Raw genomic sequence first — 20,171 nt, 5'->3', positions numbered from 1 at the left:
GCGGTGCGTTGAAATCTGGACATTTGCGTCTCCTGATGTCTCTGGTTCGGGTGTTGCGGTCTGAACCATAGGGAGCGCGGAAGGGTTTGGATAATAGGATTTCGTCAGCCTGGCGATTAGGAAATATCAAGGGTCCTACGCGCGCCGCCTCCCTAGAGTTTCCGGGTACAAGTCGCAACCCGGATTCACAGGAGGCCGCCATGGCGGCCCGCACACAGGAAGACCGATGACCCTGACCGAATTGCGTTACGCCGTTGCCCTGGCGCAGGAACAACACTTCGGCCGCGCCGCCGAGCGCTGCCACGTCAGCCAGCCCACCCTCTCGGTGGGCATGAAGCGACTGGAGGACTATCTGGGCGTGCTGCTCTTCGAGCGCAGCAAGGGCGCCGTCTACCTCACGCCCATCGGCGAGAGCATCATCGAGCAGGCGCAGAAGGTGCTGGCCGAAGCCAACGCGGTGCTGGAGATGGCCCACGCCGGACGCAACCAGTTGTCCTCGCCGCTGCGGGTCGGCGCCATCTACACCATCGGGCCCTATCTGTTCCCGCACCTGATCCCCCAGTTGCACACCGTGGCGCCGCAGATGCCGTTGTACATCGAGGAGAACTTCACCCACGTGCTGCGCGAGCGGCTGCGTGAGGGCGAGCTGGACGCCATCATCGTCGCCTTGCCATTCACCGAGCCCGACGTGCTGACCAAGGTGCTCTACGACGAAGCCTTGTGCGTGCTGCTGCCCGCCGACCACCCCCTGGCGGCGGAGCAGCGCCTGTCGGCGGATGCGCTGGAGGATGCCGAACTGCTGATCCTCGGCGAGGGGCATTGCTTCCGCGAGCGCGTGCTGGAGGTGTGCCCGGCCACCCAGCGAGCAAGCGTGGAATCCAGCTCCCTGGAAACCATCCGCCACATGGTCGCCTCCGGCCTCGGCGTCTCCGTGCTGCCGCACTCGGCGGTCTCCGGCCACCACTATTCGCCGGGCAGCGTGGCCATCCGCCATTTCAGCGCGCCGGTGCCGTTCCGCCAGGTGGCCATCGCCTGGCGCGCGAGCTTCCCGCGTCCCCGTGCGATCGACGTGCTGGCCGACTCGGTCAGGCTCTGCTCGGTTTCCCGTGGGCCGAACGGGGAGGTTTGAGAGGCACTAGGGCCGCCACCTCTCCATGGCCGCGTGGCAGTCTTCCACCAGCGCCGGCATGTGCTTCGAACTCGTGCCAGTCCAGCAGTGCCAGGGCCTCCTGCGCCGCTGTGCGCAGCGGCGCCCATTGCGGGTGCTCGAAGTGGTTGCCTTCCAGGTTGACGTAGGCCTCGTGGATCAGGGCCTCGCAGGCGGCCATCAGCGCCTGCAGGTGCTCATGCGCCCGGGGCAGAAGGTGCGGCGGGACGCCGTTGACGCAGGCGTGGAGGTACTCGAGGTGATAGGGCCCGAGGTTGCAGTCGGCGCAGCAGCCGATGTTCGCCTGCTGCCAATCGGCGTCCCGGGCGAGGAACTGCAGCACCGGCCCCAGTTCGTCCAGCAGGATGAGCCGGCGATATTACTCCTCGCCGTACCCGCGCCAGATCAGTAGCGCGAGGCTTTCCGCTGGCGCGTCATGGTGGTCAGTCATGGACTGCTCCGGCATGCCACCAGGCGGGGCGCCCATCCTCGAAGGCGTCATGGGGCGGCCTCAACGGTTCCACGCGTCATGACCCTGTACCGCCAGGGGGCGCGACCGCCCTTGTGATACGCCTTCTTGTAGCTGACCAGGCCTTCGAATTCGGCCCCCTTGCCTGCCCAGAAGTCCTTCCACCAGATACGGATCGATGCCTGTGTCTCATCGATGAGTTCCCACTCGCCCATGTTGGGGGCGAAGAACAGGACATGGTTCATGTCGATCCTGTCGAGAGCGAAGGCATCGAAGGTTTCGCCGGAGTTCACGTCGCTGCGCGCTATCCATTTGGCGAAGCATTCCTAGGGCTGGTTGGTGTGGCTGTTTACGCCCGGCACCACGAGACGCAGGCACTTTTCGTGCGGTCGCTGCGGGTCGAGCTCGATGAACTCGGCGCTGGATGGCCATGCCACGGGCAACCTGGCTATCCGGCCTTTCGCCCCGCCGGCGCCGTTCCGCCAGGTGGCCATCGCCTGGCGCGCGAGCTTCTCTCGCTCGCGCGCCATCGATGTGCTGGCCGATTCGGTGCGGCTGTGCTCGGTGCGGCATGCCTAGGCCGGGCTCACCAGCCGCAGGCCGCCTCGAAGCTGTCGGCGCGGGCCATGGCCCACATGCGCGCATAGAAGTCGGCTTCGAGGTCGTCCCGCAGCAGGTCGCCCGGTTTGAGAAAGACGTGGAGCTGCGAGAACAGGCGGATTTCACGGTCGGACACGCGCCGCACCAGGTGGCGCGGTTCGAGCTGGGAGGGGTGCTCCAGGCCGGCGGCGGCGAGCATCTCGGCCAGGGCCTTGAGGGTGTTGCGGTGGAAGTTGAACACCCGCTCGGCCTTGTCCGGCACCACCAGGGCGCGCTGGCGCAGTGGGTCCTGGGTGGCCACGCCGGTGGGGCATTTGTTGGTGTGGCAGCTCTGGCTCTGGATGCAGCCGATGGCGAACATGAAGCCCCGTGCGGAGTTGGCCCAGTCGGCGCCGATGGCCAGCACGCTGGCGATGTCGAAGGCGCTGACGATCTTGCCGCTGGCGCCCAGGCGGATCTTGTCCCGCAGGTTCAGCCCCACCAGCACGTTGTGCACGAACAGCAGCCCTTCGCGCAGCGGCACGCCGATGTGGTCGGTGAATTCCAGGGGCGCTGCGCCAGTGCCGCCTTCAGTGCCGTCGACGACGATGAAGTCGGGCAGGATGCCGGTCTCCAGCATGGCCTTGGCGATGCCCATGAACTCCCAGGGGTGGCCGATGCACAGCTTGAAGCCCACCGGCTTGCCACCGGAGAGCTCTCGCAGGCGTTCGATGAACTGCAGCATCTCGATGGGGGTGGAGAAGGCGCTGTGGCGGGACGGGGAGATGCAGTCCTCGCCCATGGGCACGCCGCGGGTGAGGGCGATTTCCTCAGTGACCTTGTGCTTGGGCAGGATGCCGCCGTGGCCGGGCTTGGCACCCTGGCTGAGCTTGATTTCGATCATCCGCACCTGCGGGCTGGCGGCCTGGGCGGCGAAGCGCTCCGGGTCGAACTGGCCGGTGGCGGTGCGGCAGCCGAAGTAGCCACTGCCCAGTTCCCACACCAGTTCGCCGCCGTGCTCGCGGTGATAGGGGCTGATGCTGCCCTCGCCGGTGTCGTGGTAGAAGTTGCCGCGCCGGGCACCCTGGTTGAGCGCGCGGATGGCGTTGGCACTGAGGGAGCCGAAGCTCATGGCGGAGATGTTGAACACCGAGGCGGAGTAGGGGTGCTTGCACTGCGGGCCGCCGATCACCACGCGGAAACTGGACGGGTCGCTCAGCGGCGCCGGGCGCATGGAGTGGCCGATGAATTCGAAACCGGCCTGGTACACGTCGATCAGCGTGCCGAAGGGCTTGTCGGCGCCCTCGTTCTTGGCGCGGGCGTAGACCAGCGAGCGCTGGGCGCGGGAGAAGGGCAGTTGTTCGCTGTCACCCTCCAGCAGGTACTGGCGAATCTCCGGGCGGATGCCTTCCACCAGGTAGCGGATGTTGCCCAGGATCGGGTAGTTGCGCCGCACGGCGTGGCGGTCCTGCAGCAGGTCGACGATGCCCAGCAGGCTGAGCAGGGCGGTGAGCAGGGTCAGCGGCCACAGCCACTCGTGCTGGATGAAGGGCAGGGTGACCAGGGTGAAGAGCACGCAGAAGGCGAAGAACGCATAGCGGCTGAGAAGCGACAGGTTCATGCGGGTTCCTTGTGGGGGGAGTGCGCGGCACAGCTTAGCGGAACGCAGCGGCACCGGGTCCGCAGTCGCTCAGGGAAGCGGATGGGATCGGGCTTCGAGTGGCCGCCACCGGGTTTCATGTTCGCCTTGCTCGGCTGTGCCAGGCCCGTGCGCGGCCTGGCCTTTCAGCAGCGGGCCACCGGCGACTGGCCGCACGGCTCGGTGGGCATCCGTTGGGTTCGCCTGGACTCAGGAATGGGGCAGGGACGGGGGCATGCTGAGCCTGGTTTCAGGGTGGGGTTGCCGGTTTTGCGCCGCCCCGGGCAAGCCCCCTGCGTTTTTTGCATGGGCCTCGGAGTAAACTGCGCGCCTCTTCAAGGCCGGGGTGATGCGGTGAACTGGGACATCTTCTGCAGCGTGGTGGACAACTACGGCGACATCGGCGTGACCTGGCGCCTGGCCCGCCAACTGGTGGCCGAGCACGGGGCGGCGGTGCGCCTGTGGGTCGACGAGCCGGCAGCCTTCCAGCGCCTGCATCCGGCGGCTGATCCCCTGGTTGACCGGCAGGTCTGTGCCGGGGTGGAGGTGTGCCGCTGGTACCGTGAATGGCCCGAGGTAGAGCCGGCCGATGGGGTGATCGAGGCCTTCGCCTGCGAACTGCCGGCGGCCTACGTGGCGGCCATGCAGGCCCGTGAGCGGCCGCCGCTGTGGTTGAACCTGGAGTACCTGAGCGCCGAGGACTGGGTCGGCGGCTGCCACGGGCTGCCGTCGCTGCAGGCCAATGGTCTGAGCAAGTTCTTCTTCTTCCCCGGGTTCCGTGCCGACACCGGCGGCCTGCTGCGCGAGGCCGGCCTGCTGGTGCGGCGCGAGGCCTGGCAGGCGGACCGGGTGGCCCAAGACGCCTTCCTGGCTTCCCTGGGCGTGGTGCGCGAAGCCGGTGCGCGGCTGGTCTCGCTGTTCGCCTACGAGAACCCGGCGCTGGCGAGCTGGCTGCAGGCCCTGGCAGAGGATGCCCGGCCGACCTGCCTGCTGGTGCCGGAGGGGCGCATCCTCGGTGACTTGGCGGCCTGGGCGGGACAGGACGGGCTGGTGGCGGGGGATCGGCTGCAGCGCGGCAACCTGTCGCTGGTGGTGCTGCCCTTCGTGCCCCAGGACGACTATGACCGCCTGCTGTGGTGCTGCGACTTCAACGCCGTGCGCGGCGAGGATTCCTTCGTGCGGGCGCAATGGGCGGGGCGTCCGCTGCTGTGGCACATCTACCAGCAGGCCGAGGACGCCCACCTGGAGAAGCTGGAAGCCTTCCTGGCGCTGTATGGCGAGGGGTTGTCGAGCGAGGCGGCGCAGGCATTGCGTGGTAGCTGGCTGGCCTGGAACCGGGGAGGCGACATGGGCGAGGCATGGCGTGCGCTGGTCCGCCACGAGGCCGAGCTGCAGGTCTGGGCCCAGCGCTGGTGCGGTCTGCAGGGCTCGCGGCAGGACCTGGCCGCGGGGATGGTGCATTTTTATACAAATTGGATATGATACGCGGCCTGTTTTTAGTCACCCATCCAAATCGGATATTCGTATGAAAACCGCTCAAGAGTTCCGCGCCGGCCAAGTCGCCAACATCAATGGCGCTCCCTGGGTCATCCAAAAGGCCGAATTCAACAAGTCCGGCCGCAACAGCGCCGTCGTCAAGATGAAGCTGAAGAACCTGCTGACCGGCGCCGGTACCGAGACCGTGTTCAAGGCCGACGACAAGCTGGAGCCGATCATCCTTGAACGCAAGGAAGTGACCTACTCCTACTTCGCCGACCCGCTGTACGTGTTCATGGACACCGAGTTCAACCAGTACGAGATCGAGAAAGCCGATCTGGAAGGCGTCATGACCTTCATCGAAGACGGCATGACCGACGTTTGCGAAGCCGTTTTCTACAACGACCGCGTGATCTCCGTTGAACTGCCGACCACCATCGTTCGCCAGATCGCCTACACCGAGCCGTCCGTCCGTGGCGACACCTCCGGCAAGGTGATGAAGACTGCCCGCCTGCACAACGGTGCTGAGCTGCAGGTTTCCGCCTTCTGCGAAATCGGTGATTCCATCGAGATCGATACCCGCACCGGCGAGTACAAGTCCCGCGTCAAGGCCTGAGCCTGAACCGCGAGTGACAGAAAAGCCCGGCATTGCCGGGCTTTTTCGTTTCTGCTGTTTCGCTCAGAGCGCCTTCTGCAGGTTCTGGCGCAGGGCGACGAGTTCCTCCTTCAGCGTGCCGAGGTCGCCCAGGGTCATCTCGCTGGCAGCGAGGATGCAGCCGGGGATGCGCTGTGCTTCCCGATGCAGGGCGCGGCCCTTGTCGGTCAGGCGCAGCTCGACCACGCGCTCGTCGGCGCTGCTGCGGGTGCGGGTGATCAGGCCTTCGGCCTCCAGGCGCTTGAGTAGCGGGGTGAGGGAGCCGGGGTCGGTGAGCAAGCGGGCGCTGATCTCGCCGACGGTGATGCCATCGCCCTCCCAGAGCACCAGCATGGCCAGGTACTGCGGGTAGGTGAGGCCCAGCTCCTGCAGCAGGGGCTTGTAGACCTTGGTCATCAGCAGCGAGGTGGAATACAGGGCGAAACACAGTTGGTTATCCAGCTTGAGGGCTTCGCAGGGCTCGACGGGTTCGCTCATGGCCACCTCCGGGTTTGGCAAGGGCGCAATTTAGCGCACAAGCCTTTCGCGGGCAAAACAGGGCACGGGCTGTTTGCAGCCTGGCAGGAAGCGGCCACACTTGGCGTTTTCCCTCGTGCGCCAAGGAGTGCGACATGACCGACCCGCAGAACAACCCCTACCAGGCGCCCCAGGCTCCGCTCACCCAGGAAACCGTCGGCGGCCTGCCGCTGGCGCCCCGTGGCACCCGCCTGGGCGCTGCGATCATCGACAGCCTCATCCTGATCCTCGTTTGCCTGCCCCTGGGCTTCGTCTTCGGGGTCTATGACGGCATCACCTCGGGCGTGCAGCCCGGTTTCGGGCAGCAGGCCGTGGGCGCCGTGCTGGGGATCGCTGCCTTCCTTGCGGTCAACGGGGTGTTCCTCAGTCGCTACGGCCAGACCGTGGGCAAGCGCCTGCTGAAGATCGCCATCGTCGACCAGGACGGCCACAAGCCGGACTGGGTCCCGATGTACCTCAAGCGCTACCTGCTCTGGGGGCTGATCGCCTACATCCCGCTGCTCGGTGGGTTGGTGTTGCTGGTGAACTACCTGTTCATCTTCCGTAGCGACCGCCGCTGCCTGCACGACCTGACCGCCGGCACCCGCGTGGTCCAGTTGGCGGCCTGAGTCAGCCGCGACCGAGGCCGCCCCGCAGGGCCAGGTCCCAGGGCGGTTCCGGGCCGAAACGGTTCTTGAGGAACTCCAGCAACAGCCGGCTCCGCGAGCTGGCTTCCCCTTCCAGTCGCAACGCGTAGATGCCGCTGGGCTCCGGTGGCGGCAGACCCTCGTCGCAGAACAGCGGCACCAGTTCGCCGCGTACCAGGTAGTCGCTGATCAGCCAGGTGGGCAGGTGGGCCACACCGAGCCCGGCCACGGCGGCGAACAGCAGGGTTTCGGCATTGTTGGCGGTCATCCGCATGCGTTTGGGGCGGACGATCTGCAACCGCCCGTCCAGCTCGAAACGCCAGGCGTAGGGCGGTGCCAGGGCGTCCCAGTCGAGGCCTTCGTGCTCCTCCAGTTCACGGACGTTGCGCGGCACGCCGCGCCGCTTCAGGTACTCCGGGCTGGCGCAGAGGATGCGCACCATGGGCGCCAGTGGGGTGGCCACCAGCCGGGTGTCGGCCAGTGGGCCGATGCGCAATATCAGGTCGACCTCCCCCAGGTGTGTGCCGTGCATGTCGACGAAGCTGTCGATCAGGCGCAGTTGCACGTCAAGCCCGGGGTAGGTGACCAGGAACTCGGCGATGGCCGGGGCCAGGTGGCGGCGGCCGAACGGGGCGGGGGCGTCGATGCGGATCAGCCCTTCCGGGGCACTGCTCAGGGACACGGCCTCGGCCCGGGCCAGGCGCAGCTCGGCGAGGATGCGCTTTGCCCGTTCGGCAAAGGCCAGGCCCGCGGGCGTGGCGCGCACCGCGTGGGTGCTGCGGATGAACAGGGTGCTGCCGAGGGCCTTCTCCAGCCCGTCGATGCGGCGGGCCACGGCCGAGGGTGTCAGGGGGTGGCGGCGCGAGGCGGCGGAGAAGCTGCCGGCGTCGAGTACATCGAGGAACAGCGCGAGCTGTTCGGTGAGGGCGTCGGGGTACATGGGGTTGCCTGTGCGAATTGCGCAAAGCCATTGTGCGCTGCTGTGCGTTTCCCCACCAGCCAGGGCTGCGTAGCATGCGCGCCAATTCGGATGGGAGGCTCCATGGATCTGTTGTCGATCGCGATGTATGTGGCGCTGGGTGCCTGCCTGGGCACGGTGGGCGGTGTGTTCGGCATCGGCGGCGGGCTGATCGCCATCCCCGCGCTGGGGGTGCTGTTCGGCCTGGACCAGCAACTGGCCCAGGGCACGGCGCTGGTGATGGTGGTGCCCAACGTGCTGCTGGCGCTGTGGCGCTACCACCAGCGCAACCGCATCGATCCGCGCCATGCGCTGTTGCTGGCCGCCTCCAGCGTCGGCTGCGCCTGGCTGGCCTCGCTGGTGGCGGTGCGAATGGACGCCCAGAGCATGCGCCTGGCATTCGTGGTGTTCCTGCTGGCCTTGGCGGCCTACAACTTCGCCCGCATGTTCATGGCCAAGACCACGGCCAGTGCCGAGCTGCGCCATCCCTGGCCGTGGCTGGGCGTGCTGGGTGGTGCGGCGGGCGCCATGGGCGGGATGTTCGCGGTGGGCGGGGCGGTGATCGCCACGCCGGTGCTCACCAGCGTGTTCGGCACCACTCAGGTGGTTGCCCAGGGCCTGTCGCTGACCCTGGCGGCGCCCAGCACCGCCGTGACCCTGCTCACCTACGGCCTCAATCACCACGTCGACTGGGCCATGGGCGTGCCCCTGGCCTTCGGCGGCCTGCTCAGCATCAGTTGGGGCGTGCGTCTGGCCCATGCCCTGCCCGAGCGGGTGTTGCGCACGGCGTTCTGCGTGTTCCTGCTGGTGTGTGCCGTGTTGCTGGCGATCGAGTGATCGGGCCTACAGGCGGAACCCCTCGATGATGTGTTCGGCCAGCGTATCGGTCACCGGCGAGGTGCTGCGTGGATTGCGCACCAGCACGATGCTGCAGCTGGGCAGCAGGGGCAGGCCTTCTGCCTCGCCGAGGATGCGCATGTCGGCGGTGATCAGGCTCTGCAGTTGGGCCGTGACCGCCAGGCCGGCACTGACAACGGCCATGATCGCCGACAGGCTGGGGCTGGTGTAGGCCACGCGGTAGGTCCGGCCCAGAGTGTCCAGGGCATTGCAGGCCCAGGCCCGGCAGAAGCAATCGGTGTTGAACATCGCCAGCGGCATCTGCGCCTGCTCGTGGGGGCTGTGGCCGACGGCCTCGGCCCAGACGAAGCGCTCCTGGCGCAACAGCTCGCCGATCTCGGTGCCCGGCGCGCGGGTGAGAATGGTCAAGTCCAGGTCCTGGCGCTGCATGAGCTGCGAGGACGAGTCGCAATGCACCTCCACCTGCACCAGCGGGTAGGCCTGGGCGAAGCGCGAGAGGATGCCGGGCAGGAAGCGCATCACGTAGTCATCCGGCGTGCCGATGCGCACGGCACCGACCATGTGCGGCTCGCGCAGGGTGGTCATCACCTCGCCATGCAGCTTGAGGATGCGTCGCGCATAGCTGAGCAGGATCTGCCCCTCGGCCGTCAGCCGCACATTGCGCCCCTCCCGTTCGAACACCGTGCGTTCCAGCACGTCTTCCTCCAGCCGCTTCATCTGCATGCTCACTGCCGACTGGGTGCGGTTGACGGCTTCCGCCGCGCGGGTGAAGCCGCCGTGGTCGGCAATGGCGACAAAGGTGCGCAGCAGTTCCGTGTCGATGGCGGGGTAGCTCATTCATCAATTCCCAAGATGTGATGCATAAGAAACATTCGTTGGATTGATGTTAGCCGCCACCGGAAACTGCCGCCAACCCACAAGGAGGGCCACGCGATGAAAAGTCCAACCCAGCATGTCGCCATTGTGCAGCCGTACTCACTGCGCCTGTCGGTGGCGGGGCGCACGCTGCTGGCTCGCCTCCAGCGCTGGTTCCGGCTGTACCGGCAACGCCGCGACCTGGCCCAGGCCAGCGACGCGATGCTCAAGGACCTGGGCCTGTCCCGCGCCGATGTCATGCGCGAATCCGAACGGCCTTTCTGGGATGATCCCCTGGCCAAGTAACCCACCGACGCAAACGACCATCGAACAAGGAAGCCCCATGCACATAGAAGTCAGGATCGTCAACGCCTTCACCGATGGCGCGGTGGGCGGCAACCCGGCTGGCGTGGTGCTGGACGCCGACGCGCTCAGCACCGCTCAGAAACAGGCCATCGCGGCCCGTGTCGGCCTGTCCGAGACGGCCTTCGTCTCCGCCTCCGAGGTGGCACCGTTCAAGCTGGAGTTCTTCACCCCCAACCGCCAGGTGGCCCATTGCGGCCACGCCACGGTGGCCACCTTCTCGCTGCTGCGGGAGCTGGGACGGGTCGCTCCCGGCACCTCGGCGAAGGAGACCATCGACGGCCGGCGCTCGGTGTTCGTGGAGCGCGAGCAGGTCTTCATGGAGCAGGCCGCGCCGCGTTACCAACTGCTGGATGACGGCCAGCGTGCGCAGTTGCTGCAGGCCCTGGGCCTCGTGCCGGCGCAGTTGGCCGATGGCCTGCCGGTGGAGCGGGTGAGCACCGGGCTGGGCTTCGTGATCGTGCCGCTGCGCAGCGAAGCCGATGTGGCCGGCATTCGCATCGACACGCCCGCCCTGGAGCAGCTCAGTGAAGCGCTGGACCTGGTAGGTGTGTACGCCTTCTCACAGCAGACCCGCCAGCCGGACCGGCACGCCGGAGCGCGGATGTTCGCGCCGCGCTACGGCATTGCCGAGGAGTCGGCCACCGGCATGGCGGCTGGGCCGCTGGCCTGCTACCTGCACGATCGCGTCGGGCTGAAGCAGCCGGTGCTGCGCATCGAGCAGGGCCACCTGATGCAGCCACCGGCGCCGAGCCTGATCACCGTGGAGTTCGATCTGGAGCGCGACGCCATCCTGCGGCTGATGGCCGGTGGCGCTGCCCAGGTCATGCAGACCCTGACCCTGGACCTGTGAGGGCCCGCCCATGACGCATCACCTGGCACAACTGAACATCGCCCGCATGAAGGCCCCGCTGGACTCGCCGGTGATGGCGGACTTCGTCGCCAACCTGGCCCGCATCAACGGCCTCGCGGAGGCTTCTCCCGGCTACCTCTGGCGGCTGCAGGACGAGTCGGGCGATGCCACTGCGCTGCGTCCGTTCGGCGATGACGTAGTGGTGAACCTCTCGCTCTGGCGGGACCTGGATTCGCTGAAGACCTTCACCTACCAGGGCGCCCACACCGAGATGCTCAAGCGCCGGGGCGAGTGGTTCGACCGCCTCGGCGAGGCCCACCAGGTGCTCTGGTGGGTGCCGGCGGGTCAGCGGCCGGACGTGCACGAAGCCGCCCGGCGCCTGGCCCGGCTGCGGGAGGAGGGCGCAGGGCCGGAGGCCTTCACCTTCCGTCACGCCTACCCGGTGCCGGTTGCTGCGAGCCCCGTGGCATGAGTGGAGCAACGCTGGTGCTGAGCGCCGGTGAGGCCCGGCGCCTGGTACTTGCGGCCCAGGGGTTCACCCGGGCGCCCCGTGGCGCAGTGCGGCCCCCGCACCTGGCGTCGCTGGCCGAGCGGCTGGGCGTGGTGCAGATCGATTCGGTGAACGCCCTGGTGCGTTCCCATTACCTGCCGTTCTTTTCCCGCCTGGGCGGCTACGACGCCGCGGCGCTGGATGCGCTGGCCTGGAGCAGCGGGCGTCAGCGGCGCTTCTTCGAATACTGGGGGCACGAGGCGTCGCTGTTGCCGCTGTCCTTCTACCCGCTGATGCGCTGGCGCATGGCGCGCTCGGCCGCCGGGCAGGGCATCTACGCCATGCTGGCGCGTTTCGGCCGCGAGCGGCAGGACGTGATCCAGCGGGTGCTGCAAGCCATCCGCACGGACGGCGCAAGCGGGGCCGGTGCACTCAGCACCCGCACCGAGCGGGCCGGCCCCTGGTGGGACTGGAGCGATGAGAAGAACGCGCTGGAATGGCTGTTCGCCGCTGGCGAGGTGACGGTGGCCGGCCGGCGTGGCTTCGAGCGCCTGTATGACCTGCCGGAGCGGGTGATTCCCGCGCAGTGGTTGAACACCCCGGAGCCGACGCCCGATGCGGCGATGCGCGCGCTGCTGCTGCACGCCGCACGCGCCCTGGGCGTGGCGACGGAGAAGGACCTGCGCGACTACTTCCGCCTGGAGGTGGCCGATGCCCGGCGAGCCCTGGCGGAGCTGGTGGAGGCTGGCGAGCTGCTGCCGACCCAGGTGCGTGGCTGGACACAGCCGGCCTACTGCGCCGGTGAGCCGATCATCCCCCGGCGGGTTCGCGCAGCGGCGTTGCTGTCGCCCTTCGATTCGCTGATCTGGGAGCGCAGCCGCACCGATCGGCTGTTCGGCTTCCACTACCGGCTGGAGCTCTACACCCCGGCCGATCGCCGCCGCTATGGCTACTACGTGCTGCCGTTCCTGCTGGGGGATCGCCTGGTGGCGCGGGTCGACCTGCGTGCTGATCGGCAGGGCGGCAGCCTGAAGGTGCTGGCGGTGCATGAGGAGGCCGGCGGCCTGCCGGAGCCGGCCCTGGCCGAGCTGGGCCGCTGCCTGGTGGAGATGGCGAGCTGGTTGGGGTTGGACAGGGTGGACCTGGCCTGCGTGAGGGCGGTTTCGCAAGACTTGGGGCGCTGGCTGCAGGCATAGCGGGGGCCGCGTAGCGACCCCCGCCAGGTCTCAGCGGACTTTGAGCACCAGCTTGCCGAAGTTGCCGCCGACGAACAGCTTGGACAGGGTCTCGGGGAAGGTTTCCAGGCCTTCCACCACGTCTTCCTTGCTCTTCAGTTGGCCGCTGGCCATCCAGCCGCCCATCTCGCGGGCGGCATCGGCGAACTTCGCCGCGTGATCCATCACCACGAAGCCTTCCATGCGGGCGCGGTTGACCAGCAGCGACAGGTAGTTGGCCGGGCCCTTCACCGCTTCCTTGTTGTTGTACTGGCTGATGGCGCCGCAGATGACGATGCGGGCCTTGGGTGCGAGGCGGGTCAGCACGGCGTCGAGGATGTCGCCGCCAACGTTGTCGAAGTACAGGTCCACGCCCTTGGGGCACTCGCGCTTGAGTGCTTCGGCGACGTTCTCGGCCTTGTAGTCGATGGCGGCGTCGAAGCCCAGCTCGTCCACCAGGAAGCGGCACTTGTCGGCGCCACCGGCAATGCCGACCACGCGGCAGCCCTTGATACGGGCGATCTGCCCGGCCACGCTGCCCACCGCGCCGGCAGCGCCAGAGAGCACCACGGTCTCGCCGGCCTTGGGCGCGCCGACCTCCAGCAGGGCGAAGTAGGCGGTCATGCCGGTCATACCCAGGGCGGAGAGGTACAGCGGCAGCGGCGCCTTGCTCGGGTCGACCTTGTAGAAGCCGCGCGGCTCGCCGAGGAAGTAGTCCTGCACACCCAGGGCGCCGTTGACGTGGTCGCCCACGGCGAAGTCCGGGTGGTTGGAGGCGATCACCTTGCCCACGCCGAGGGCGCGCATCACCTCGCCGATGCCCACCGGGGGGATGTAGGACCTAGCGTCGTTCATCCAGCCACGCATGGCCGGGTCGAGGGACAGGTAGAGGTTTTCCACCAGCACCTGACCGGGTCCGGGTTCGCCAACGGCCGTCTCGACGAAGTTGAACGTGTCGCGGGTGGCGGGCCCGACGGGGCGCTTGGCGAGCAGGAACTGGCGGTTGATCAGGGACATGGCAGGGGACTCCGAATGGGTGAGACCCACCGGTTTAGTCGGGCAGGCCGGCCAGGGCAAGGTTCGTTGTTGCGAGGAATGCCACGGCATGAATCCGGATGATCCATGGGGGTGGCCTTGATCATCCGTCTGGATGCTGCTCTCTACAGCGGCCTGATGATGCTGACGCCGTTCCGGTCCGACTGGCTAGACTCCCAGCGATTTCCACAGCATCCGAGGTTGCATCGATGAGCACGAGATTCTCCGGCCAGGTCGCCCTGGTCACCGGCGCCGGCAATGGCATTGGCCGCGCTACTGCACAGGCCTTTGCCGCTGAAGGCATCAAGGTGGTGGTGTCCGACGTGGATGTGGTCGGCGGCGAGACCACCGTGCAACTGATCCGCGAGGCGGGTGGCAAGGCCACCTTCATCCGTTGCGACGTGACCCGCGATGCCGAGGTGAAGGCGCTGGTGGAAGGCACGGTCGCGGCCTACGGTCGCCTCGACTACGCGTTCAACAACGCCGGCATCGAGATCGAGAAGGGCAGGCTGGCCGACGGCAACGAGGACGAGTTCGACGCGATCATGGGCGTCAACGTCAAGGGCGTGTGGCTGTGCATGAAGCACCAGATCCCGCAGATGCTGGCCCAGGGCGGCGGTGCCATCGTCAACACCGCTTCGGTGGCGGGCATTGGCGCGGCACCGAAGATGAGCATCTACGCCGCCTCCAAGCACGCGGTCATCGGTCTGACCAAGTCGGCCGCCGTGGAGTACGCGAAGAAGAAGGTGCGGGTGAACGCGGTATGCCCGGCGGTGATCGACACCGACATGTTCCGTCGCGCCTACGAGGCGGACCCGAAGAAGGGCGAATACGCCGCCGCCATGCACCCGGTAGGGCGCATCGGCAAGGTGGAGGAGATCGCCGGTGCGGTGCTCTACCTGTGCAGTGATGTGGCGGGCTTCACCACCGGGCATTCGCTGGTGGTGGACGGTGGCGCGACGGTGGTCTGAGCCATCGCGCGGTCACACGAAAAAGGCGCCCTTGGGCGCCTTTTTCATTTTGGGGCAGGTCAGTCCCGCCCGGTCCTGACGTTGAGTATCAGCAGGGTCAGCACACCGGCCACCAGGCCCCAGAAGGCCGAGCCGATGGACAGCAGCGTCATGCCGGAGGCGGTGACCATGAAGGTCACCAGTGCGGCCTCGCGCTCCCTGGGCTCCTGCATGGCCACGGTGAGGCCGTTGCTGATGGAGCCGAACAGCGCCAGGGCCGCCACCGAGAGCACCAGTTCCTTGGGGAAGGCGGCGAACAGGGCGGCCAGGGTGGCCGCGAAGGTGCCGGCGATGCCGTAGAAGACCCCGCACCACATGGCGGCGGTGTAGCGCTTGCTGCGGTCCTCATGGGCGTGGGGGCCGGTGCAGATGGCGGCGCTGATGGCGGCCAGGTTGATGCCGTGGGAGCCGAAGGGCGCCAGCAGCAGCGAGGCGAAGCCGGTGGCCGAGACCAGGGGCGAGGCCGGCACCTGGTAGCCGTCGGCACGCAGCACGGCGATGCCGGGAATGTTCTGCGAGGCCATCGCCACGATGAACAGCGGCAGGCCGATGCTGATGATGGCGGTGAAGGAGAAGGTCGGGGTGGTCCACACCGGTTGCGCCAGGTGGAAATGGAAGCCGCTGAAGTCCAGCAGGCCCAGGGCACCGGCGGTGACGCAGCCCACCAGCAGCGCGGCGAGCACCGCATAGCGCGGCTGCAGGCGCTTGAACAGCAGGTAGCTGAAGAACATCGCCAGGACCAGGGCGGTGCGGTGCTGGGCGGCGATGAAGATCTCGCTGCCGATCTTGAACAGGATGCCGGCAAGCAGGGCGGCGGCGAGGGAGCCCGGCAGGCGCCGCATCAGCCGCTCGAAGCCGCCGGTGAGCCCCACCAGGGTCAGCAGGATGGCGCAGACGACGAAGGCGCCGATGGCGTCGGAGTAGGGCACCCCGGGCAGGCTGGTGATCAGCAGCGCTGCGCCCGGGGTGGACCAGGCCACGGTGATCGGCGTGCGGTAGCGCAGCGAGAGGCTGATGCTGCAGATGGCCATGCCGATGGACAGGGCCCAGATCCAGGAGGCGATCTGCCCGCTGGAGAGGCCGGCGGCCTGGCCGGCCTGGAACATCAGCACCAGGGAGCTGGTGTAGCCGGTGAGCATCGCGATGAAGCCGGCCACCACCGCCGACGGCGAGGAGTCGGCCAGTGGGCGCAGACGGGGCAGGGCGGTGCCGGAGTCTGACATCAGTGCGTTCCCTTGAAGTCGACGAGGATGGGGTAGAGCGAGGCCACCAGCAGGACGGCCATGCCGATATTGAACGCCCGCAGCACCCGTGGCGAGGACAGCCAGTGGCGCAGCAGGCTGCCGGCGACGGTCCAGAGGCCGACGCTGGGGCAGTTGATCAGGGCGAACAGGACGGCGATCAGCAGGGCGTTGGTGACGAAGTTCTCCTGCGGGGTGTAGGTGGTGATGGCGCCGATCGCCATGACCCAGGCCTTGGGGTTGACCCACTGGAAGGCCGCCGCCTGGAGGAAGGTGAAGGGGCGCGCCTCGCCCTTGGCGTCGTCGGGGGCGCCGGAGCCGGCGATTTTCCAGGCCAGGTAGATCAGATAGGCTGCGCCGCCATAACGCAGCAGGCTGTACAGCAGGGGAACCTGCTCGAAGACCTGATGCAGCCCCAGGCCCACCGCGGCGACCATCACCATGAAGCCGATGCTGATGCCGAGCATGTGCGGCAGGCTGCGGCGGATGCCGAAATTGACCCCTGAGGCGAGCAGCATCATGTTGTTGGGGCCTGGGGTGATGGAGGTGACGAGGGCAAACAGCGCAAAGGCGAGCAGCAGTTCCAGGCTCATGGCAGGTCTCTCTTCTTGGAGGGGAAAGCCTACGGCGTGACGCGTCGCCGCGCCCCGTACAGCGATGCGCGCAAAAAGCGATACAGTCGCGTGACGTCGCCTGTGTGCACCCGCTACTGTGCCGGTCAGTTGAATCAGGAGCCCAGTGATGGACGAGAACCCCTACGCACCACCCCAGGTCGAACTGCTCCAGCCGGAGGCGCCGCGCCCGTTGCCGGAGTGGAGTGCCGGCCAGCTCAGGCTGTTGGGCTGGCTGTCCCTGGTCGGCTTCCTGGGCAACCTGATGCTGTTGTTGGGCGCGGTGTCGATCGGTTGGTTCGGCGTCGAGCTGCCGGTGGCCTTTACCGACTGGTCGGGCCTTTCCCTGGTGCTGCTGGGCAGTTATGTGTCCCTGCGCTTCAAGGCCTTTGCCGAGGCGCGTTTTGCTGCCATTGGCCTGACCTGGCCCACCTGGGTCGTGGTCGTATCCAGCGTGCTGCTGCAGGTGTGGCTCATGGCAGTGGGGGAGCGACTGGCGAGCTTCGGGTGGGAAGCGGCGCTCTACGGTGCGGGCATGGTGCTGTGCGGGGTGGGGTGTATCTGGCTCGGTGTGCGCCTGGTGAAGGTGCCGGATTCCTACCCGTCGTTCCGGGTCGTGGCCGGTTCGATCCTGGTCACGGGTGTGATGCTGGCTTCACTGCTGCTGGCCGCGTTCAGTTCGCTGCCGGCCCTGGTGTCGGTGGTGGCCACGGCGCTGGTGTTCTTCCGGGGTGCACGGGAACTGGAGGGCGGGCGCTGAGGCGCCTCAGGTGCCTTCCGACTCATCCTGGCGGGCGCCGCCCAGGGTCTGGTTGACCTTCAGCCAGCCTTCCACCGCATCGGCCCCGGCCTCGCCGAAGGCCCGCTCCAGCAGGCGGGCCTGCTCCCGGCGCAGGCTCTTCTCCAGCTTCGAGCCTTCTGCCGTCAGCCCTAGTTGGCGCTTGCGCTTGTCGTCGTCGGCGGTGCTGCTCTGCACCAGGTCCATCTCCATGAGCTGGCGCAGCGGCGTATTCAGCGCCTGCTTGCTCACGCCAAGGTAGCCGAGCATTTCCTTAACGCTCAGCCCCGGGTACTTGGCGATGAAGAACAGGATGCGGTGGTGCACCCGCGACAGCCCGCGACGGGCGAGCATCTCGTCGGGCTTGCTGGTGAAAGCCTGGTAGCCGAAGAAGAAGGCTTCCATGGCAGCGTGCTGGACGGCGGGGTTTTTAAGGTCAAGCATATTGACGTATCCATCCCGGGCATCGTAGTTTCGGTCAAGCAGTTTGACTCAATTCCCACGCCTTCGCACCCGGTGACATCCATGGCCTTCTCCGAACGCATCGCCCGCCTGAAAAGCTCCCTGATCCGTGAAATCCTCGCTGCGGCGCAGCGCCCGGAGGTGATGTCCTTCGCCGGTGGCCTGCCGGCCGAGCCGATGCTGCCGAAGGTGGAGTGGGCGGATATGCCGGCGAGCATGGGCCAGTACGGCATGAGCGAGGGCGAGCCGGCCCTGCGTGAGGCGGTGGCCGCCGAGGCGCGCGCCCTGGGTGTGCCCTGCGATGCCAGTCAGGTGCTGATCGTCAGCGGCTCCCAGCAGACCCTGGACCTGGCGTCCAAGCTGTTCATCGACCCGGGCACCGAAGTGCTGTTGGAGGCGCCGACCTACCTGGCCGCGCTGCAGGCGTTCCAACTGTTCGGAGCCGACTGTATCGCCGTGGCCCAGGAGGCCGACGGCCCCGAGCTGGCCTCCCTGCGCCAGCGCCTGGAGCAGCACAAGCCGGCCTTCGCCTACCTGATCCCGACCTTCCAGAACCCCTCGGCAGTGCGCTACAGCGAGGCCAAGCGCGACGCCGTGGCGGCGCTGCTGGACGAGTTCGGCGTGACCCTGATCGAAGACGAGCCGTACCGCGAACTGGTGTTCGATGGCGGCAGCGCCACCCCCATCGTCAGCCGCCTGAAGAAGGCCAGCTGGATCTACACCGGCACCGTCTCCAAGACCCTGCTGCCGGGCCTGCGCGTGGGCTTCCTGATCGCCAGCCCGGACCTGTTCCCCTACCTGCTGCGCCTGAAGCAGTCCGCCGACCTGCACACCAACCGCATCGGCCAATGGCAGGCCCTGCAATGGCTGGGCAGCGAGCAGTACCGGGGCCACCTGGCCGAGCTGCGTGACTTCTACCGCGTGCGCCGCGATGCCATGCAGGCGGCGCTGGAAGAACACTTCGGCGACCTGGCCACCTGGGAAGTGCCCCAGGGCGGGTTGTTCTTCTGGCTGGCCCTCAAGCAGCCGCTGGATACCCGCACCCTGCTGAAGCCGGCGCTGGACCAGAACGTCGCCTTCATGCCGGGCGAGCCGTTCTTCATCGACCCGGACAACCACCCCGGCTACCTGCGCCTGAACTTCAGTCATGTGGCGCCGGAGCGCCTGGGCGAGGGGCTGCGCCGTCTGGTCAGCGTGGTACGGGAAGCCCAGGCCGCCCAGGCCGTCTGATCGAGGAGCAGGCGATGTACAAGGTTTACGGTGATGTGATTTCCGGCAACTGCTACAAGGTCAAGCTGATCCTCGAGCTGCTCGGGCAGCCCTATCAGTGGGTGCCGGTGGACATCCTCAAGGGCGAGACCCGGAGCGAGGCCTTCCTGGCGCTCAACCCCAACGGCAAGATCCCGGTCCTGGAGCTGGAGGACGGCACCACCCTGTGGGAGTCCAACGCCATCCTCAACTTCCTGGCCGAGGGCAGCGACCTGCTGCCCACCGAGCCGCGCCTGCGCACCCAGGTGTTGCAGTGGCAGTTCTTCGAGCAGTACAGCCATGAGCCCTATGTGGCGGTGGCGCGTTTCATCAAGCGTTACCAGGGCATGCCGGCCGAGCGCGCCGAGGAGTACCAGGTGTGCCTGGTGCGCGGCTACAAGGCCCTGCGGGTGATGGAGCAGCAGCTCTCCCGCACGCCGTACCTGGTGGGGGATACCTACTCCATCGCGGACATCGCCCTGTACGCCTACACCCATGTGGCGGAAGAGGGCGGCTTCGACCTCTCCGGTGTCCCCGCCATCCAGGCCTGGATGGCACGGGTGGCGGCTCATCCGCGTCACGTCAGCATCGGTTGAGGCGGCACGTCGCCGGCATGGCGCGCAGGGCAGCCCGGGTCTAACGTCCTCCGGGTCCGTTCCGGGCCTGGAGGCATGCAGATGAAATACCGGGGAGACTGCCATTGCGGCCGTGTCGAATTCGAGGTCGAGGGCAGCCCCATCACCGAGTTGATGGCCTGCAACTGCTCGCTGTGCAGCAAGCGTGGCTACCTGCTGTGGTTCGTCCCGCGTGCCCAACTGGTGCTGGAGACGCCCGAGTCCGACCTGTCCACCTACCGCTTCAATCGCATGCAGATTGCCCATCACTTCTGCGGCACCTGCGGCTGCGCGCCGTTCGGCGAGGCTTCCGATCCCCAGGGCAACGCCATGGCGGCGGTGAACGTGCGCTGCCTGGAGGGCGTCGATCCGGATGCGCTGCAGGTGCGCAAGGTGGATGGGCGCAGCTTCTAGCGGGTCGTCTTCCGGGGCTCTAAATAAAAAAACCGGCCCTGGGCCGGTTTTTTCGTGGGC

General features: G+C 67.5%; 24 protein-coding genes and 1 pseudogene. 15 read left to right on the top strand and 10 right to left on the bottom strand.

The features are described 5' to 3' along the window. The first annotated feature begins 226 nt into the window (after positions 1–226). On the top strand, positions 227–1,129 hold the full coding sequence (locus A9G05_RS08295) for a hydrogen peroxide-inducible genes activator (RefSeq protein ID WP_069560515.1): 903 nt from the start codon (positions 227–229) through the stop codon (positions 1,127–1,129). Here A9G05_RS08295 and A9G05_RS26460 read toward each other — a convergent pair. Then, entirely contained in the window at positions 1,086–1,490 is a 405-nt protein-coding gene (locus A9G05_RS26460) for a hypothetical protein (protein WP_256548316.1), read from the bottom strand. The two genes, A9G05_RS08295 and A9G05_RS26460, sit on opposite strands and share 44 nt — an antisense overlap. A 155-nt stretch (positions 1,491–1,645) precedes the next feature. Continuing rightward, positions 1,646–1,909 carry a hypothetical protein gene (locus tag A9G05_RS08285; RefSeq protein ID WP_069560513.1) on the bottom strand — a complete coding sequence of 88 codons (264 nt, stop codon included), beginning with the start codon at positions 1,907–1,909 and terminating at the stop codon, positions 1,646–1,648. Positions 1,910–2,030: 121 nt separating this feature from the next. Here A9G05_RS08285 and A9G05_RS27085 point away from each other — a divergent pair. Further along, positions 2,031–2,195 (top strand): annotated as a pseudogene (locus tag A9G05_RS27085) (hydrogen peroxide-inducible genes activator); the annotation flags it as partial. Between the two features lie 7 nt (positions 2,196–2,202). Here A9G05_RS27085 and A9G05_RS08280 read toward each other — a convergent pair. Next, complete coding sequence (locus A9G05_RS08280) at positions 2,203–3,816, bottom strand: FMN-binding glutamate synthase family protein (RefSeq protein ID WP_069560512.1); 1,614 nt, start codon at positions 3,814–3,816, stop codon at positions 2,203–2,205. 372 nt (positions 3,817–4,188) lie between these two features. Here A9G05_RS08280 and earP point away from each other — a divergent pair, with 372 nt between their 5' ends. Together earP and efp are read left to right on the top strand one after the other, a co-directional pair. Then, on the top strand, positions 4,189–5,316 hold the full coding sequence (gene earP / locus A9G05_RS08275) for an elongation factor P maturation arginine rhamnosyltransferase EarP (RefSeq protein ID WP_240921116.1): 1,128 nt from the start codon (positions 4,189–4,191) through the stop codon (positions 5,314–5,316). Positions 5,317–5,359: 43 nt separating this feature from the next. After that, positions 5,360–5,926: an elongation factor P gene (gene efp, locus A9G05_RS08270; RefSeq protein WP_044399835.1), complete on the top strand. Its 567-nt coding sequence runs from the start codon at positions 5,360–5,362 to the stop codon at positions 5,924–5,926. Positions 5,927–5,989: 63 nt separating this feature from the next. Here efp and A9G05_RS08265 read toward each other — a convergent pair whose 3' ends face one another. Next, on the bottom strand, positions 5,990–6,442 hold the full coding sequence (locus A9G05_RS08265) for a MarR family winged helix-turn-helix transcriptional regulator (protein ID WP_069560510.1): 453 nt from the start codon (positions 6,440–6,442) through the stop codon (positions 5,990–5,992). Positions 6,443–6,576: 134 nt separating this feature from the next. On the opposite strand from A9G05_RS08265, the gene A9G05_RS08260 reads away from it, so the two are divergent. Next, positions 6,577–7,089, top strand: a complete 513-nt coding sequence (locus tag A9G05_RS08260) for an RDD family protein (protein WP_069560509.1) — start codon at positions 6,577–6,579, stop codon at positions 7,087–7,089. A gap of 1 nt (position 7,090) precedes the next feature. Here the strand turns inward: A9G05_RS08260 and A9G05_RS08255 are convergent, their stop codons facing one another. Continuing rightward, a complete protein-coding gene (locus A9G05_RS08255) occupies positions 7,091–8,047 on the bottom strand; it encodes a LysR family transcriptional regulator (protein ID WP_069560508.1) in 957 nt (318 codons plus the stop codon). A gap of 102 nt (positions 8,048–8,149) precedes the next feature. On the opposite strand from A9G05_RS08255, the gene A9G05_RS08250 reads away from it, so the two are divergent. Next, positions 8,150–8,902, top strand: a complete 753-nt coding sequence (locus tag A9G05_RS08250; protein WP_069560507.1) for a sulfite exporter TauE/SafE family protein — start codon at positions 8,150–8,152, stop codon at positions 8,900–8,902. 6 nt (positions 8,903–8,908) lie between these two features. Here the strand turns inward: A9G05_RS08250 and A9G05_RS08245 are convergent, their stop codons facing one another. Further along, the gene (locus tag A9G05_RS08245) at positions 8,909–9,760 is read right to left on the bottom strand and encodes a LysR substrate-binding domain-containing protein (RefSeq protein WP_069560506.1); all 852 of its coding nucleotides are present in this window, start codon (positions 9,758–9,760) and stop codon (positions 8,909–8,911) included. A gap of 96 nt (positions 9,761–9,856) precedes the next feature. Between A9G05_RS08245 and A9G05_RS08240 the strand changes: the two genes are divergently transcribed. The 4 genes from A9G05_RS08240 to A9G05_RS08225 are packed head-to-tail and all read left to right on the top strand — an operon-like array spanning position 9,857 to position 12,680. After that, positions 9,857–10,084, top strand: coding sequence for a DUF1127 domain-containing protein (locus tag A9G05_RS08240; protein ID WP_069560505.1), 228 nt, complete (start codon positions 9,857–9,859; stop codon positions 10,082–10,084). Positions 10,085–10,121: 37 nt separating this feature from the next. Continuing rightward, on the top strand, positions 10,122–10,994 hold the full coding sequence (locus tag A9G05_RS08235; RefSeq protein WP_069560504.1) for a PhzF family phenazine biosynthesis protein: 873 nt from the start codon (positions 10,122–10,124) through the stop codon (positions 10,992–10,994). Between the two features lie 10 nt (positions 10,995–11,004). Further along, entirely contained in the window at positions 11,005–11,466 is a 462-nt protein-coding gene (locus A9G05_RS08230; protein ID WP_069560503.1) for a DUF3291 domain-containing protein, read from the top strand. Further along, the gene (locus A9G05_RS08225; protein WP_069560502.1) at positions 11,463–12,680 is read left to right on the top strand and encodes a winged helix-turn-helix domain-containing protein; all 1,218 of its coding nucleotides are present in this window, start codon (positions 11,463–11,465) and stop codon (positions 12,678–12,680) included. The genes A9G05_RS08230 and A9G05_RS08225 overlap by 4 nt, the downstream gene beginning before the upstream one ends. Before the next feature lie 30 nt (positions 12,681–12,710). On the opposite strand, the gene A9G05_RS08220 is transcribed toward A9G05_RS08225, so the two are convergent. Then, positions 12,711–13,715, bottom strand: a complete 1,005-nt coding sequence (locus tag A9G05_RS08220) for an NADP-dependent oxidoreductase (protein ID WP_069560501.1) — start codon at positions 13,713–13,715, stop codon at positions 12,711–12,713. 227 nt (positions 13,716–13,942) lie between these two features. On the opposite strand from A9G05_RS08220, the gene A9G05_RS08215 reads away from it, so the two are divergent. After that, entirely contained in the window at positions 13,943–14,704 is a 762-nt protein-coding gene (locus A9G05_RS08215) for an SDR family oxidoreductase (RefSeq protein ID WP_069560500.1), read from the top strand. Positions 14,705–14,763: 59 nt separating this feature from the next. Here the strand turns inward: A9G05_RS08215 and A9G05_RS08210 are convergent, their stop codons facing one another. Both A9G05_RS08210 and A9G05_RS08205 read right to left on the bottom strand, forming a co-directional pair. Continuing rightward, the gene (locus A9G05_RS08210) at positions 14,764–15,966 is read right to left on the bottom strand and encodes a benzoate/H(+) symporter BenE family transporter (RefSeq protein WP_069560499.1); all 1,203 of its coding nucleotides are present in this window, start codon (positions 15,964–15,966) and stop codon (positions 14,764–14,766) included. Next, complete coding sequence (locus tag A9G05_RS08205) at positions 15,966–16,577, bottom strand: LysE family translocator (protein ID WP_069560498.1); 612 nt, start codon at positions 16,575–16,577, stop codon at positions 15,966–15,968. Before A9G05_RS08205 ends, A9G05_RS08210 begins: the two co-directional genes overlap by 1 nt. 148 nt (positions 16,578–16,725) lie before the next feature. Here A9G05_RS08205 and A9G05_RS08200 point away from each other — a divergent pair, with 148 nt between their 5' ends. Beyond that, a complete protein-coding gene (locus tag A9G05_RS08200; RefSeq protein WP_083265703.1) occupies positions 16,726–17,355 on the top strand; it encodes a hypothetical protein in 630 nt (209 codons plus the stop codon). Between the two features lie 6 nt (positions 17,356–17,361). On the opposite strand, the gene A9G05_RS08195 is transcribed toward A9G05_RS08200, so the two are convergent. After that, positions 17,362–17,817 (bottom strand): MarR family winged helix-turn-helix transcriptional regulator, encoded by a 456-nt coding sequence (locus A9G05_RS08195; RefSeq protein ID WP_069560497.1) that lies wholly within the window; start codon positions 17,815–17,817, stop codon positions 17,362–17,364. Between the two features lie 81 nt (positions 17,818–17,898). Between A9G05_RS08195 and A9G05_RS08190 the strand changes: the two genes are divergently transcribed. From A9G05_RS08190 to A9G05_RS08180, 3 genes are all read left to right on the top strand, one after another. Beyond that, the gene (locus A9G05_RS08190) at positions 17,899–19,065 is read left to right on the top strand and encodes a PLP-dependent aminotransferase family protein (RefSeq protein ID WP_069560496.1); all 1,167 of its coding nucleotides are present in this window, start codon (positions 17,899–17,901) and stop codon (positions 19,063–19,065) included. A gap of 14 nt (positions 19,066–19,079) precedes the next feature. After that, the gene (locus A9G05_RS08185; protein WP_069560495.1) at positions 19,080–19,679 is read left to right on the top strand and encodes a glutathione S-transferase family protein; all 600 of its coding nucleotides are present in this window, start codon (positions 19,080–19,082) and stop codon (positions 19,677–19,679) included. 81 nt (positions 19,680–19,760) lie between these two features. Next, positions 19,761–20,111, top strand: coding sequence for a GFA family protein (locus A9G05_RS08180; RefSeq protein WP_069560494.1), 351 nt, complete (start codon positions 19,761–19,763; stop codon positions 20,109–20,111). Positions 20,112–20,171 lie beyond the last annotated feature (60 nt).

This window comes from Pseudomonas sp. ENNP23 (genome assembly GCF_001728945.1).
GTDB classification, from domain to species: domain Bacteria; phylum Pseudomonadota; class Gammaproteobacteria; order Pseudomonadales; family Pseudomonadaceae; genus Metapseudomonas; species Metapseudomonas otitidis.
Note: the sequence above shows the minus strand (reverse complement) of the source record. Positions and strands in the feature narration are given on the sequence as shown.